The organism is Microbacterium panaciterrae, from assembly GCF_039541635.1.
Classification (GTDB): domain Bacteria; phylum Actinomycetota; class Actinomycetes; order Actinomycetales; family Microbacteriaceae; genus Microbacterium; species Microbacterium panaciterrae.
In genome coordinates this window covers 1-14,070 of the sequence record NZ_BAABGP010000008.1, presented here as the reverse complement: position 1 = coordinate 14,070, position 14,070 = coordinate 1, and the positions used below count along the sequence as shown (strand labels likewise).

Sequence of the window (14,070 nt, the reverse complement as noted above, 5' to 3'; positions counted from 1 at the left end):
GAGCGGCGCACCCGCCGGTGCGACGCGCAGAAACCCGCTCAGCCGCGCAGGTACTCCAGGGCCGCCAGCCGGAACGCCTTCGAGCCGGGGGCGTTGAAGTGGTGCCGCCCCGGGATCTCGAAGAACGTGCCGTTCGGGGAGGCCTCGGCGAGGCGCCGCGAGCCCTCGATGATCGCGTCATCGGATCCGGTCGCGAACAGGATCGGCTGCCCGGGCGCGGTCGCCGGGTCCGGGTCGATCGTCCGCGACTCGCCGCGCATGCCGAGCGCCAGCGCCAGCATCACCTCGAGGTCGTTGTCGGCCACGCGCTCGGTGAGGGCGATGTAGTCCTTCGTCGCGGGGTCCGTCACCGGGGTCCCGTGGTCGATGTAGCCGCGCACCTCGGCGACGTCCAGCCGTTCCAGCGGCCGCCCGTCCGGGATCCCGCCGAGCACGGCCCGCGGGATCCGGTCGCCGAGGTCGCGCAGCACGTCCCAGCCGACACGTGCGCCCAGCGAATAGCCTACGTAGAGCGCGTCGTCGACGAGGTAGGTGTCGAGCACCTGCTCGATGTCGGACGCCAGCGTGCGCATCGTGTAATCGTCGCTCTGGTGCGGCTTCTCGCTGGCGCCGTGCCCGCGCTGATCGACCGAGAGCACGCGATACCCCTCCTGCTCGAGCATCCGCGCCCAGCCGGTGAGCACCCAGTTGTCGCGGGTGCTGGAGGCGAACCCGTGCACGAGCAGGACGACGGGGGCTTCGGGGTCGCCCCAGGTGTAGGTCGCGAGACTCACGCCCTCGCCGACCTCGATGAGCTGCGGATTCGGCATGCGGGTCAGTTCGGCGAGGCTCTCGGGCACTCTCCCATCATCCTCCTCTTCGGCCGGGACGGCACGTCCTTGGGGGTGCCACTCCGGCGTGCGCGCGGCGCATAGGGTGAACGGGTGACGAGAATCATCGCGGGAGCGGCCGGCGGTACGCGCCTGGACGTTCCCGGATCGGGGACTCGGCCCACGAGCGACCGGGTGCGCGAGTCGCTGTTCGCCGCGCTGGAGTCCATGGACGCGATCGCCGATGCGCGGGTGCTCGATCTGTATGCGGGATCCGGGGCGCTGGGGCTGGAGGCGCTCAGCCGCGGCGCCCGCAGCGCGGTTCTCGTCGAGCGCGGACGCCCGGCCGCCACGGTCGTCCGCCGCAACATCGCCGCCGTGCAGAAGGCCCGGGGCGGGGCCGCCGATGCGCGGGTGCAGGAGGCCGCGGTGCGCGCCTACCTCGCTCGCGCGGCGGGACCGTTCGATCTCGTCTTCACCGATCCGCCCTACGATCTGCCCGACGCCGACATGACCGCGGATCTGGCGGCGCTGGCCCCGCTGCTGTCCGCCGACGCGGTGGTGGTGATCGAGCGGGCGAGCCGGTCCACCCCGCCCGATCTCGCCGCGGCGGGCCTGCAGCTCATCCGCGAGCGCGCCTACGGCGACACGATGCTCTGGTGGGCGGAACCCGCCCACCCCTGAGCGCCCGCGTCTCAGCGCGCGTCCGTGCCTCCGTCGCGATACGGATCCCAGCCCAGCGGCCCCACGGGCTCCCCGTCGCACAGCACCGGCGCACCCGGGACCACGGCCTGCACGGATCCGATCCGGCGGAAGCCCGGCGGCAGCGGCCCCGCGGGGAACGTCGCAAGAAGTGCGTGATCCTCGCCGCCGGCCAGGGCACGGTGCGGATGCGCCCCGAGCGCAGAACTGTCCAGGGCGATCGTCACCCCGGACGCCTCCGCCATCCGGCCGGCGTCCAGGGCGAGGCCGTCGGAGACGTCCATCATCGCGGTCGCGCCCGAGATCGCCGCGACCGGCCCCAGGCCGATCGGCGGGGCGGGTCTGAGCTGCGCGGCGATGGCCTCGCTCTCCCCCTCGGCCAGCGCGGCCGGGTCGACGGGCACGGCGACGCCGTCCTGATGGAAACGCCGGAACAACACCGACAGCCCGTGCCCCGCCGCCCCCATCTCCCCGGCGATCGCGACATCATCGCCGACACCCGCGCCGGAACGGGTCACGGGTGCCCGGCCCTCCAGATCCCCGAGAGCGGTGACGGCGATCGTCAGGGTCGCCGAGACCGTCAGGTCGCCGCCGACGACCGCGCATCCCGGGGCGAGCCCCGCACACGCGTCGCGGAATCCGTCGGCCAGCGCGGCGATGAAGGACAGACGGCGATCCTTCGGCACCGCCAGAGCCACCAGCAGCGCGGTCGGGCGCGCGCCCATCGCGGCCACATCGGCCAGGTTCACGGCGGCCGCCTTCCAGCCGAGGTCGTAGCCGCCTGACCACGCGGCACGGAAGTCGGGGCCCTCGACGAGCGTGTCGGTCGTGACCACGACCGACCCCGAGGGCGCGGCGACCACAGCGGCGTCGTCGCCCGGGCCGAGCAGCGCGTAGGCGCCTGCCGGCGTGCGGGCCAGGATCGTCTGCAGGACGCGCCCTTCACCGACCTCACCGATCATCGGATCGTCGGCGGGCGCCGCAGTGTGCGCCACGTCGGGGCCACGGTCGTCGGCACCGGAAGCTGGGAGGTCGGCCATGGTGTCAACGGTAGCCTGGAGCGATGCCCCGCCGTCTCGCTGCCGCCTGCCTCGTCGTGCTCGCGGCGGGGATCCTGGCCGGCTGCAGCTCGACCGTGCATCTGAATGCCGCAGACGATGCGAACAATCCGCGCTGCGCCGACGTCTCCGTACGACTGCAGAACATACCCAGCATCGACGGCCACGACCGGCGCTGGACCGACGCGCAGGCGACCGCCGCCTGGGGCGATCCCGCCGTGGTCCTGCTCACCTGCGGCCTTCCCGAGGCCGAGCCGACGAGCACGCTGCAGTGCATCTCGCTGCAGGGCATCGACTGGCTCGTGGACGACTCCAAGAGCCCGTTCCTCACCCTCACGACCTACGGCCGCAAGCCCGCCGTGCAGCTGTACATCAACAGCAAGCCCGGCGAGCCGGACAAGGGCGTGAGCGCGAACGACGTGATCGGCAACAAGAGCCTCGCCGCAGCGATCGCCACGATCCCCGCCACCCACGCCTGCACCGCCCGCCCGGGGGCGGACACGGCGACGCCGACGCCCGCCCCGAGCACGGCAGGCTAAGAGATCCTCCCGGGGGTTCAGCCCGCCGCGCGCGGTCGATCCGCCATCGGGTGAACGGCCTCGTCGTCGCTCGTGGCAGCCTCGCCGGTGTGCGTCGGTGCGTACTGCAGCACGATCTCGGCGATCGCCGGTACGGCGATCAGGGATGCCAGCTGCAGGATGAGCCACGCTCCGTGCGGCGTGGTGATGTCGGCGAAGAACACCGCGGCCCCGACGGGAACGGCGGCCAGGAAGACGAGGGAGGAGATCCCCGCCAGCAGCCGCACCCACCGCCTGCTGCGACCGGAGAACAGGAATCCGGCGCCGATGAACGCCGCCAGCAGCGGGAGGGTCGACGGATCCGCGGCCATCACGAACGGCGCGAGCGCGAGCACCGCCGCCCCTCGACGCCTGCCGTCGCGACGACGCGCGAACGCCCACCCCAGCAGCGCACCCATTGCCGTGCCGGGCACCAGGATGAATCCGAACGTGGCGAACCAGTGGAACGTCGAATCGACGCCCGCGAACTGCGCCATCATGCCGCGCAGCGACGTCGCCCAGGCGAGGCCGCCGACACCGCCGATGACGATCGGCGGACCGATCCCCCGATGTGAGCTCATGACGCCTGCTCCCTTCTGCACGCCGCATCGTGCGGCATGCAGAAGGTCTATCAGCGAGGGGCTCCGCACGCGGGATCGTTTCCGCGGCGGAAACGGGGCGAGGCGGAATCAGTGACGCTCGGAGTGCGCGGCGCGGGTGATGGTCTCCGTGAAGTCGGCGAACAGCGCGACCATCGCGAGCAGCTCCGGCCTCGCATCCGCCGAGCGGTGATGCATGTAGTACCAGCACGCCGGAACGCCGTCGAGCTCGACCCGCTTCAGCGCGGACGGGAGCGCCGCGGCGAGAGCGGCGGGAATCACGGTGATCCCCGGTCCGGTGAGCAGCTGCCCGGCGACGTCCGAGGTCCGCGAGGCGGGGAGGCGCACCAGCACGGCTTCGGCGAGCGGTCGCACATCGGCGAGGACGAACGGATCCATGTAGCTCGGCGGCAGTTCCGGGGTGTACAACAGCGGCTGCCGGGCGAACTCGGCCACCGGCACGCTGCGTCGATAGGTGTACGGGTGCCCGGTCGGGACCAGGCCGACGCGCCTCAGCTCCCCGAGCCGGGTCGAGGTCACGCCCGTGACGTCCGAGACGCCGAAGGTGAGCACCGCATCCACGGCGCCGGAGACCAGATCCGGATCGAGCCGCTCGAACAGGGTGGGAGCGAGGACCACGCCCACGCCGGGATAGGCGTGCGAGAGGGCGAGCTCCAGCGTCGCGAGTGCGGCCGGCATGAGCGGGGCGACGGCGTCCACGCCTGCGGGGACCGCGACCCGCAGCCGCGTGGCCGGCTCCGCGACGGCCGCGAGCTGGGCGGCCTGCGCGGCTTCCAGCACCCGCGGCGCGAACTGCAGGAAGCGGCGCCCGGCGGGGGTGAGACCGATGACGCCCCCGGAATCGCGCTCGATGAGCGGGATCCCGAGCTCCGCCTCCAACCGCTGCACCCGCTTGGTGACCGCGGAGATCGACACGCCGAGCTCGGCCGCGGCATGGCCGAAGTGCCGATGGCGCACGACCGTGAGGAAGGCGGTCAACGCGATGATGTCCAGCTCATCCTCCTCGGCACAGGCCCACTCGCAGAGCCAGGATCCTCTTCCGGACAGGAACGCGCAAGGCGTCGGGTCAGCGGCGCAGACCCGCCTCGATGAGCTCGGTGATGAGGTCGCGGTAGCTCAGCCCGGAGGCGATCCAGCACTTCGGGAACATCGAGATCGGCGTGAAGCCGGGCATCGTGTTCAGCTCGTTCACGACGAGCCCGCCGTCCGGCGTCAGGAACATGTCCACACGCGCCAGCCCCCGGCCGTCCACGGCCTCGAACGCGCGCACCCCGGCATCCTGGATGGCGGCGATCTCGGCGTCGGTCAGCACGGCGGGGCAGACGACGTCCACACCGTCGCCGCCGAGGTACTTGCCTTCGAAGTCGTAGAAGCCGCGCGAGGTCAGCACGATCTCGCCCGGCAGGGACGCGCGTGGCCCCGTCTCGCCCTCGAGGATCGCGACCTCGATCTCGCGGCCGGCGACGCCGGTCTCCACCAGCACCTTGTCATCTTCGGCGAATGCGATCCGCAGGGCCTCGTCGAGCTCGGCAGGATCCGTCACCTTCGAGACGCCGACGCTGGACCCGGCCCGGGCCGGCTTCACGAATAGCGGCAGCCCGAGGCGCGCTGCCGCAGACCGCACGCCCTCGGCGTCCTGCTCCCACTGCCGGGCGCGCACGGTGATCCACGGCGCGACCGTGATGCCCGCGGCCTGGAGAGCGATCTTCATGAAGTGCTTGTCCATGCAGAGCGCGGAGTCGAGCACGCCGCCGCCGGCGTAGGGCACCTCGAGCGTGTCGAAATAGCCCTGCAGCGTGCCGTCCTCGCCGTGCGGACCGTGCAGCAGGGGAAGCACCACGTCGATGCCGCCGAGATCGTGCACCGAGCCGTCGGAGCGCGTCACGCGCAGCGTGCGGGTCCCGCCCGGCTCCGGCCACTGCACCCGGGTGCCGTTGTCGGCGACCTCGGGCAGGTGCGCCGCGTCGAGCGGGAACTTGTCCGGGTCATCCTCTTCGAGCACGAACGCGCCTTCGCGCGTGATGCCGACGGGGATGACGTCGTAGCGCACGCGGTCAAGCGCGCGGAGCACCCCTCCCGCCGTGGCGGAGCTGATCGAATGCTCGCTGGAGCGCCCTCCGAAGAGCACCACCACCGTCTGCTTGTCCATTGCCCGTCCCTTCCCCCTGCGGGGTGTCGTCGTCGGTGGTCAGATGCGGGGCGATGTCGCGCGGATCCATGGCGCCGTCCAGCACCATCTTCACCTGCGCGACGATCGGCATCTCCACGCCGGCGGCGCGGGCCAGCTGCAGGATCGGATCGACGGACGCGAGTCCCTCGGCCGTCTGCTGCATCTGCTTGACCACGTCTTGAAAGCTGTATCCCTGACCGAGCAGGCGCCCGGCGGTGTTGTTGCGGCTGAGCGGAGACTGGCAGGTCGCGATCAGGTCTCCGAGCCCCGCGAGACCCTGCAGCGTGCCCGGCTGTGCGCCGTTCGCGACCGCGAAGTCGGTCATCTCCACCAGGCCTCGGGTGATGATCGACGCCTTGGTGTTCTCGCCGTAGCCGACCCCGTCGACGATGCCGATCGCCACCGCGATCAGGTTCTTCAGCACGCCGCCGAACTCCGTGCCGATCACATCGGTGTTCACGAAGCTGCGGAAGTAGCGGTTGCGGGCCGTACGGGCCACGATCTCCGCCGTCTCCTGGCTGTTCGAGGCGATCACGGCGGCGGTGGGCTGCTCCTTCGCGATCTCCAGCGCCAGGTTCGGGCCGCTGGCGACGGCGATGAGATCCGGGTCGCAGCGCAGCTCCTGCTCGATGACCTGACTCATCCGCAGACCGGTGCGCTGCTCGACGCCCTTCATCAGGCTGACGACCGGCGCATCCGAATTCTGCAGCAACGGCCGCAGCGCCTTCAGGTTCTCGCGCAGCGTCTGGCTGGGAACCGAGAGGTACACCTGCTCCGCGCCCTCGAGGGCCTCGGAGAGATGATGCGTCGCACTCATGGTGCGCGGCAGGTTGATCCCGGCGAGGTACTTCGAGTTGCGCTTCGCCTCATCGATCTCGTGTGCCAGATCCTGCCGCCGGGCCCACATCGTGACCTGGGCGCCGCCGTCGGCGAGGATCTTGCCGAAGGTCGTGCCCCAGCTGCCGGCACCGATCACGGTGACCCGAGGACCCAGCGGGAGGGAGGCGGTGCGCGGCGGGTTCCTAGGAGTCAAGGCGTCCCGTCTCCTTCTGGCCGTGGTCGGCCGGGTTCCAGCGCTCGGCAGGCGCCTTCTCGTGGCGCAGCTCTTCCAGAAGGGCGGTGACCGCGGCCATCAGCCGGTCGTTCGCTTCGACGAGCGCAGCGCGCTCGCTGCCGCGACCGTACAGGTCGGAGAGGTCGACCGGATCCCCGATCAGCACATCGACCCGCTTGCGCGGCGGCCACAGGCTCAGTCCCTTCTGGTAACGGCCCATGATGTTCTGGGTGCCCCACTGCGCCATCGGGATCAGCGGGATCTCGCCGGCGAGGGCCAGGCGCACCGCACCCGACTTGCCGCGCATGGGCCACAGCTCCGGATCGCGCGTGAGGGTTCCCTCCGGGTACACGATGACCCCGCGACCGTGCTCCACGAGCTCCTTGGACTGCTGCAGCGTGTGCTTCGCGGCGGCCGCCGACGACGACCGGGCGACCGGGATCATGCCCGTCCCGCGCAGCGCCCAGCCGAGCACGGGAACCCGGAACAGGCTCTCCTTCGCCATGAAGCGCGGAGCCCTGCCCAGCCGCCAGACCGCGGTCGCGACGATCAGCGGGTCGAACTCCGAATAGTGGTTCGGGGCGAGCACGAACGCGCCAGAGTGCGGCAGCTTCTGCGGCTCGCGGATCCGGATCTTCGCGACGATGCCGACGAACGGGACCACGAAGATCGCCAGAAACCAGAACAGGCTCGGGCGGCTCTTCTCGGCGGTCGCGCGCATCTCAGCCGATCACGTCGAAGTCGGCGCCCAGCGCGGTGAGCTTGTCGAGGAACTTCTCGTAGCCACGGCTGAGGATGTCGACGCCGGACACCGTCGACTCGCCGGTGGCGGTCAGTGCGGCGATCACGTGGCTGTACCCGCCGCGGAGGTCGGGCACGACGATCTCGGCACCGTGCAGCGGGGTCGGGCCGGTGATGACCGCGGCCTGCTCGAGCTCGCGGCGGGCGACGCGACGCGGACCGTCCTGCAGGCCGTGCGGGTGCACGACGATGTCCGCACCCATCTTGACCAGCGCCTCGGTGAAGCCCATGCGGTTCTCGTACACGGTCTCGTGCACGACCGAGCGGCCCGGCGCCTGGGTCAGCGCGACCACGAGCGGCTGCTGCCAGTCGGTCATGAAGCCGGGGTGTACGTCGGTCTCGACGATGACGGGCTTGAGCTGGCCGTCGCGGCGGAACAGGATCCCGTCTTCGCGGACGTCGAACCAGCCGCCCGCCTTGCGGAACACGTTGAGGAACGTCAGCATCTCCTGCTGCTTCGCGCCGCCGACGAAGATCTCGCCGTCGGTCGCGAGGGCCGCGCACGCCCACGAGGCGGCCTCGTTGCGATCGAAGATCGAGCGGTGGTCGTAGCCGCGGAGCGTCTCGACGCCCTCGATGAGGATCACCCGGTTCGGCTCGTAGGAGATGATGGCGCCCATCTTCTGCAGCACCGCGATCAGATCCATGATCTCGGGCTCGATGGCGGCGTTGCGCAGCTCGGTCTGGCCCTGCGCGCGCACGGCGGTGAGCAGCACCTGCTCGGTCGCGCCGACGCTCGGGTACGGCAGGTGGATGCTCGCGCCCTTGAGTCCGTTCGGGGCGGAGAGGCGGATGCCGCTGGGCAGCTTCTCGACGACGGCGCCGAACTTGCGCAGCGCGTCGAGGTGGAAGTCGATCGGGCGGTCGCCGATGCGGCAGCCGCCGAGGTCGGGGATGAAGGCCTGACCGAGGCGGTGCAGCAGCGGACCGCAGAACAGGATCGGGATGCGGGAGGCACCGGCGTGCGCGTCGATCTCCTCGAAGTGCGCCGATTCGACGTCGCTCGGGTCGAACACGAGGGCCCCGGGCTCATCGCCCTCGGTCACCCGCACGCCGTGCACCTCGAGCAGCGAGCGCACCACGGCGACGTCGCTCAGGTCGGGGACGTCGCGCAGAGTGCTCGCCGTCTCACCGAGGAGAGTTGCGACCATCGCCTTGGTGGCGAGGTTCTTCGCACCCTTCACATCCACGCGGCCGTGCAACGGCCGCCCGCCGCGGATCGCCAGGACATCACCGGAGAGCTTCGAAGCGATCGTGGATTCGTGCAGCGGTGTCGTCATTCAGGGCCTCTTCTTGTGGAACGAGTGCAGCCGGAGCCGCCGGGCGGTTGCCCTAGGCCCACGGCCGCACCCGGTTCAGCGAACAGGAAGCGTGCGTGGCCGCCACGACTCGCGACGGGCCTCGAACTGCGCGATCTTGTCTTCGTTGCGCAGCGTGAGCCCGATGTCATCGAGCCCTTCGAGGAGCCGCCATCTAGTGTAATCGTCGATCTCGATCGCGGCTTGGAAGTCGCCCATGGTGGCTGTCCGCGCCTCGAGGTCAACCGTGATCTCCCGCCCAGGATCCTCGTCGATCAGGGCCCAGATCCGCTCGATGTCCGCCTCGTCGACGGTCGCCGCGAGCAGGCCCTGCTTGCCCGAGTTGCCGCGGAAGATGTCGCCAAACCGGGAGCTCAACACCACCTGGAAGCCGTAGTCGCGCAGCGCCCAGACCGCGTGCTCGCGGCTGGATCCGGTGCCGAAGTCGGGGCCGGCGACGAGCACCGACGCGTTCCGGAACGGATCCTGGTTGAGCACGAACTCGGGATCCTGCCGCCAGGCGTGGAAGAGCGCGTCCTCGAAGCCGGTCTTGGTGACGCGCTTCAGGAACACCGCAGGGATGATCTGGTCGGTGTCGACGTTGGATCGCTTCAGCGGGGCCGCGACCCCGGTGTGGGTGGTGAACTTCTCCATGATCAGACCTCCGTCGTCTCGGTCGTTGAGCGAGCGGAGCGAGACGAAACGCCCGCCTCCAGGTCGCTCGGGCTGGACAGCGTGCCGCGCACGGCGGTGGCGGCGGCGACGAGGGGCGAGACGAGGTGCGTGCGTCCGCCCTTGCCCTGCCGGCCCTCGAAGTTGCGGTTCGAGGTCGACGCGCATCGCTCCCCCGGTGCCAGCTGGTCGGGATTCATGCCCAGGCACATGGAGCAGCCCGCGAAGCGCCACTCGGCACCGAAGTCGGTGAAGACCTTGTCGAGCCCCTCGGCCTCGGCCTCCAGCCGCACCCGGGCGGATCCGGGGACGACCATGACGCGCACGCCCTCGGCCTTGGTCTTGCCCTTGATGACGGACGCGAACGCCCGCAGGTCTTCGATCCGGCTGTTCGTGCAGGATCCCATGAACACGGCGTCGACCTTCACGTCCTTCAGCGGGGTGCCGGGCAAAAGATCCATGTACTCGAGGGCCCGCTCGGCGGCGGAGCGCTCGTTCGGGTCGGCGATGTCGGCGGGGTTCGGAACCTCGGCGGACAGGGAGACGCCCTGGCCGGGGTTCGTGCCCCAGGTGACGAACGGCTCGAGCGCGGCGGCGTCGATGAGCACCTCGGCGTCGAACGTCGCGCCTTCGTCGGTCAGCAGGGTGCGCCAGTAGGCGACCGCGTCATCCCAGTCCTGTCCCTGCGGCGCGTGAGGCTTGTCCTTGACGTACGCGAACGTGGTCTCGTCGGGGGCGACCATGCCCGCGCGGGCGCCGGCCTCGATCGACATGTTGCAGATCGTCATGCGACCCTCCATGGAGAGGGCGCGGATCGCGCTGCCGCGGAACTCGAGCACGTAGCCCTGGCCGCCGCCGGTGCCGATCTTCGCGATCACGGCGAGGATGATGTCCTTCGCCGTGACGCCAGGGCGCAGCGTGCCGTCGACGGTGATCGCCATGGTCTTGAACGGCTTGAGCGGCAGCGTCTGCGTCGCCATCACGTGCTCGACCTCGCTCGTGCCGATGCCGAACGCCATGGCACCGAACGCGCCGTGCGTCGAGGTGTGCGAGTCACCGCAGACCACGGTGATACCCGGCATGGTCAGGCCCAGTTGCGGGCCGACCACGTGCACGATGCCCTGCTCTGCGTCGCCCAGCGAGTGCAGGCGCACGCCGAACTCCTCGGCGTTGCGACGCAGCGTCTCGATCTGGGTGCGGCTGGTGAGGTCGGCGATCGGCTTGTCGATCGCCAGGGTCGGGGTGTTGTGATCCTCGGTGGCGATCGTCAGGTCGAGCCGGCGCAGCGGCCGGCCCTCCGCGCGCAGGCCGTCGAAGGCCTGCGGGCTGGTGACCTCGTGCACGAGGTGCAGGTCGATGTAGATGAGGTCGGGCTCGCCGTTCTCGCCCTTCACGACGAGATGGTCGTCCCACACCTTCTCCGCCAGCGTGCGAGGACGAATGGATGCGTCGATGGTCATGCGTTGCTTCTCCCGGGTAGTGGTGCGGCCGTTCCCCTGAAGAGCAGGGTGCAACTCCGCGGCGAGAAAGGCCTAGATCGAGGTCTCGCCGCGGCTGCTAAGGAGAAGGGGCACCGCCTGCATGCGCCCGAGTTTACCCTCGGGCAGGGTAGGAGTGTCCCACCCACCCTCGGCCGCTGGCGCCCGTACCGGGCGCCAGCGATCAGGTCAGCGTCGAGGCCGCAGCGATGACGTCGCTGATCGTCGTTGTGACGGCAACAACCGGGATCAGCACGAGGATCTGCAGCTCCCGGGCGCGCTGGAGGAGCGCCGATCTGCCCTGCGCGCCGAGCTTCTTGCCGATCGTATTGACGTAGTTCTTCACCGTCCGCGGCGAGAGGTGCAACTCCGCCGCGATCTGCAGGCGAGGCGCGCCCGAGACGAGATGCTGGAAGATGGCCGCCTCCCGCGGAGTCACGTGCGCGTGCAACGCCACTGCGTCCAATTCCTCGCGGTATTCCAAGATCCGAACAGCCTCGGAAGAATCCGCTTCGAGCGAGCGCACGACCTCGTCCATGAATCGCGCCATCACGACGACCGACACTTCGATCGGGTCCTCGTTCAGCGCCGCCGTAATCTCGCGGGCCAAGATCCGGAACAGCAACATCGCCGCCTCGGCACCCGCGGGGGAATCTTCTGCGTCCGCGCTAGCGCCGAGATCTTGACGCCGGCCCGCTTCGGGTGGCACCACACGGAATCGGTCAACGATGTCAGTCACGATGCCAGCGATCCGCGCATCCCGCCTGGCGACTCCTGAGTCGGCGACACCCGCCCGGATCCGGTGTTCCGTGAGCTCTCGATCGTAAGTGGCGATGACTGTGCCGATCAGTTCAGCCAGTGCGACAGGAGCAATGCGTCCACGTAAATCACCGCTCAGCGCCCGTGTGCCATGCTCAGCGGCCATTCGAGAGCCCCTCCGCTCCAACCGTCGTCCCCCCAAGGCCCGAGAATAGGGGACAAAGGTCGAACGCGCGAGAGGTCGTGCAAAGTCGGGACCCTAGGTCCTATGTTCTGACACCCGTCCGCTATCTATTCTCTGGGCCATGGCCCTATCTCGACGAGCCCTCGCAGCGTTCGTTCTGGCAGCTTCCGTGGGTGCGCTCGCCGCATGGCTTGCAGCTCCACAACCTGACGCACACGCGAGTGCCGTACCAACCGCATCCGAGACCAGCCCCCAATCGGCACCGGATGAGCCGGCGGCGATTTCACTCGCGGGTGCCACCGGACATGCCGTACGAGTGGAAAGCGAGACCACAAGCACCACGGAGGTGTCAGCGAATCCCGATGGGACCCTCCAGCTTCGAGTGGATACAGTCCCAGTTCGGGCGAACCAGCGCGGCGCATGGGCCGACCTCGACGAAACATTGAGCGTGGATGAAAGTGGCATGCTCGCGCCACAGGTCGCTGCCTTACCGGTCCGTTTCGCGACGGGCGGTTCGAACGTGCTCGACGAAGTCCAGACAAGGGGCGGGGCCTGGATTACGGAAACCTGGCCTTTCGGGACCCTGCCGACGCCGACAGTGTCGGGCAGTACCGCAACCTATGTGGAGGCTCTCCCGGGCATCGACATTCGCCTGAAGGCAACCGCCTCTGGGATGTCGACCGTGCTCGTGGTAAAGAATGCGACTGCGGCGTCCGACCCGCGCCTGCGAGCGTTCCGCCTCTCGGAAACGGGCGTGGCCCTTGCCCCCATGACGGCCGATCGGATGCTGGCGACCACCCCCGACGGAGCGACTGCGGCTGCAGGCTCACCTCTCTGGTGGGACTCTACCCAAGGTGGAACCGCGGACGGGCCGGGCGGGAACGAGCCGGACAGGCCCGTCACACACGCGACCGACACGAGCGGTCTCACCCTGGACATCGGGCAGACGATCGCACACACCGACGTCAAGTACCCGATTTATGTCGATCCGGATTGGTCGTCCGGAATCGCCGCTTCCTGGTATACCGATGCCGCATACCCCGATCAGTCCTATCTCGACCCGGCGAACTCAGACGTATTGAGAGTTGGAGCCTATGCGCAGTGGAACTCGTACATGATCTTCGAGTTTCCTATCAGCGCACTTGCTGGCAAGAAAGTCGTCAATGCTTCGCTCGCAACTACGCAACTCTCCATCGACGCTTGCCCGACGAACCCGATTTCCATCGAGGTGTACGGTCCGCAGGCCGCGGGCTTCACGTGGAATCAGCAATCGGGCCCGTGGAATCCCGCGTTCGCTTCGCAGAATCCTGGCACATGCGACAACCCGGGCGCCGCGGTCCCCGTGGGTTGGGATGTCGGAGCTGCACTTCAATCCAAGATCGGGGAGAGCGTGGTGCAGTTCCTCCTCTTCGGGCCGACGGACTACACCCGTCGGCACTTCGATCGCGCGGCCACGCTGTACGTCAATTACGACACGCCACCGAACACCCCTACGAGCCCGCAGTTCGTGACGCCCACGCGCTTGTGCTCGACATCGTCGTCGACTCCTGTGAAGTTCAACGGCAACCAGACGATGACCGTTCAGGTGAGCGAGACCGATCCTGACGGCGGCAACGTCGCGGACGACTTCTACCTGCAAGACGTCACGACGAATACTCAGGTTCTTAAGTACACGACACCGAGGCAAGCCGGACCCGTGATTTCGTGGTCATACAGCACTTCGTCGCTGACTAACGGACATGAGTATTCGTGGCGGGCACAAGGCTCGGACTACCAGTTCGTTTCCAGCGGCTTCTCGGCGCCGTGCTATTTCACGATCGATGACACAGCTCCGGTGGCTCCTGTGGTGTCGAAGGCAGCGTCGGCGGTGACGATCGGGACAGGGATTCCTGTGACGATCGGGGCTGC

At 69.3% G+C, this 14,070-nt stretch carries 14 protein-coding genes; 3 read left to right on the top strand and 11 right to left on the bottom strand.

What is annotated here, in order from left to right; all coding sequences use genetic code 11:
- Positions 1-38 precede the first annotated feature (38 nt).
- Complete coding sequence (locus ABD882_RS04935) at positions 39-809, bottom strand: alpha/beta fold hydrolase (protein WP_345185827.1); 771 nt, start codon at positions 807-809, stop codon at positions 39-41.
- Positions 810-923: 114 nt separating this feature from the next.
- Between ABD882_RS04935 and rsmD the strand changes: the two genes are divergently transcribed.
- Positions 924-1,493, top strand: a complete 570-nt coding sequence (gene rsmD, locus ABD882_RS04930; protein WP_345184956.1) for a 16S rRNA (guanine(966)-N(2))-methyltransferase RsmD — start codon at positions 924-926, stop codon at positions 1,491-1,493.
- Positions 1,494-1,504: 11 nt separating this feature from the next.
- Here rsmD and thiL read toward each other — a convergent pair whose 3' ends face one another.
- Positions 1,505-2,473, bottom strand: coding sequence for a thiamine-phosphate kinase (gene thiL / locus ABD882_RS04925; protein ID WP_345185826.1), 969 nt, complete (start codon positions 2,471-2,473; stop codon positions 1,505-1,507).
- Between the two features lie 101 nt (positions 2,474-2,574).
- Here thiL and ABD882_RS04920 point away from each other — a divergent pair, with 101 nt between their 5' ends.
- Complete coding sequence (locus ABD882_RS04920; protein ID WP_345184953.1) at positions 2,575-3,108, top strand: DUF3515 domain-containing protein; 534 nt, start codon at positions 2,575-2,577, stop codon at positions 3,106-3,108.
- A 17-nt stretch (positions 3,109-3,125) separates the two neighbouring features.
- Here the strand turns inward: ABD882_RS04920 and ABD882_RS04915 are convergent, their stop codons facing one another.
- The 9 genes from ABD882_RS04915 to ABD882_RS04875 form a co-directional block, all read right to left on the bottom strand.
- On the bottom strand, positions 3,126-3,707 hold the full coding sequence (locus tag ABD882_RS04915) for a hypothetical protein (RefSeq protein ID WP_345184952.1): 582 nt from the start codon (positions 3,705-3,707) through the stop codon (positions 3,126-3,128).
- Between the two features lie 108 nt (positions 3,708-3,815).
- Positions 3,816-4,724, bottom strand: coding sequence for a LysR family transcriptional regulator (locus ABD882_RS04910; protein ID WP_345184951.1), 909 nt, complete (start codon positions 4,722-4,724; stop codon positions 3,816-3,818).
- Between the two features lie 88 nt (positions 4,725-4,812).
- On the bottom strand, positions 4,813-5,895 hold the full coding sequence (locus ABD882_RS04905; protein ID WP_345184950.1) for a D-alanine--D-alanine ligase family protein: 1,083 nt from the start codon (positions 5,893-5,895) through the stop codon (positions 4,813-4,815).
- Positions 5,801-6,949 (bottom strand): NAD(P)H-dependent glycerol-3-phosphate dehydrogenase, encoded by a 1,149-nt coding sequence (locus ABD882_RS04900; protein ID WP_345184949.1) that lies wholly within the window; start codon positions 6,947-6,949, stop codon positions 5,801-5,803. Before ABD882_RS04900 ends, ABD882_RS04905 begins: the two co-directional genes overlap by 95 nt.
- Entirely contained in the window at positions 6,939-7,691 is a 753-nt protein-coding gene (locus ABD882_RS04895) for a lysophospholipid acyltransferase family protein (protein ID WP_345184946.1), read from the bottom strand. The genes ABD882_RS04900 and ABD882_RS04895 overlap by 11 nt, the downstream gene beginning before the upstream one ends.
- Before the next feature lies 1 nt (position 7,692).
- Positions 7,693-9,051 (bottom strand): UDP-N-acetylglucosamine 1-carboxyvinyltransferase, encoded by a 1,359-nt coding sequence (murA, locus tag ABD882_RS04890; protein ID WP_345184944.1) that lies wholly within the window; start codon positions 9,049-9,051, stop codon positions 7,693-7,695.
- Between the two features lie 75 nt (positions 9,052-9,126).
- A complete protein-coding gene (gene leuD, locus ABD882_RS04885) occupies positions 9,127-9,723 on the bottom strand; it encodes a 3-isopropylmalate dehydratase small subunit (protein ID WP_345184942.1) in 597 nt (198 codons plus the stop codon).
- A gap of 2 nt (positions 9,724-9,725) precedes the next feature.
- Positions 9,726-11,201: a 3-isopropylmalate dehydratase large subunit gene (leuC, locus tag ABD882_RS04880; protein ID WP_345184941.1), complete on the bottom strand. Its 1,476-nt coding sequence runs from the start codon at positions 11,199-11,201 to the stop codon at positions 9,726-9,728.
- Between the two features lie 202 nt (positions 11,202-11,403).
- Positions 11,404-12,144, bottom strand: coding sequence for a response regulator transcription factor (locus tag ABD882_RS04875; protein ID WP_345184939.1), 741 nt, complete (start codon positions 12,142-12,144; stop codon positions 11,404-11,406).
- A 481-nt stretch (positions 12,145-12,625) separates the two neighbouring features.
- On the opposite strand from ABD882_RS04875, the gene ABD882_RS04870 reads away from it, so the two are divergent.
- A partial coding sequence (locus ABD882_RS04870) for a hypothetical protein (protein ID WP_345184937.1) occupies positions 12,626-14,070 on the top strand: 1,445 nt, incomplete at its 3' end.

What these genes read in the sequence shown, in the direction of transcription:
- ABD882_RS04905 (WP_345184950.1), bottom strand. Translation starts at nt 5,895, where the DNA reads ATGGACAAGCAGACGGTGGTGGTGCTCTTCGGAGGGCGCTCCAGCGAG.
- murA (WP_345184944.1), bottom strand. Translation starts at nt 9,051, where the DNA reads ATGACGACACCGCTGCACGAATCCACGATCGCTTCGAAGCTCTCCGGT.
- thiL (WP_345185826.1), bottom strand. Translation starts at nt 2,473, where the DNA reads ATGATCGGTGAGGTCGGTGAAGGGCGCGTCCTGCAGACGATCCTGGCC.
- ABD882_RS04915 (WP_345184952.1), bottom strand. Translation starts at nt 3,707, where the DNA reads ATGAGCTCACATCGGGGGATCGGTCCGCCGATCGTCATCGGCGGTGTC.
- ABD882_RS04935 (WP_345185827.1), bottom strand. Translation starts at nt 809, where the DNA reads ATGCCGAATCCGCAGCTCATCGAGGTCGGCGAGGGCGTGAGTCTCGCG.
- ABD882_RS04920 (WP_345184953.1), top strand. Translation starts at nt 2,575, where the DNA reads ATGCCCCGCCGTCTCGCTGCCGCCTGCCTCGTCGTGCTCGCGGCGGGG.
- ABD882_RS04875 (WP_345184939.1), bottom strand. Translation starts at nt 12,144, where the DNA reads ATGGCCGCTGAGCATGGCACACGGGCGCTGAGCGGTGATTTACGTGGA.
- ABD882_RS04895 (WP_345184946.1), bottom strand. Translation starts at nt 7,691, where the DNA reads ATGCGCGCGACCGCCGAGAAGAGCCGCCCGAGCCTGTTCTGGTTTCTG.
- leuC (WP_345184941.1), bottom strand. Translation starts at nt 11,201, where the DNA reads ATGACCATCGACGCATCCATTCGTCCTCGCACGCTGGCGGAGAAGGTG.
- leuD (WP_345184942.1), bottom strand. Translation starts at nt 9,723, where the DNA reads ATGGAGAAGTTCACCACCCACACCGGGGTCGCGGCCCCGCTGAAGCGA.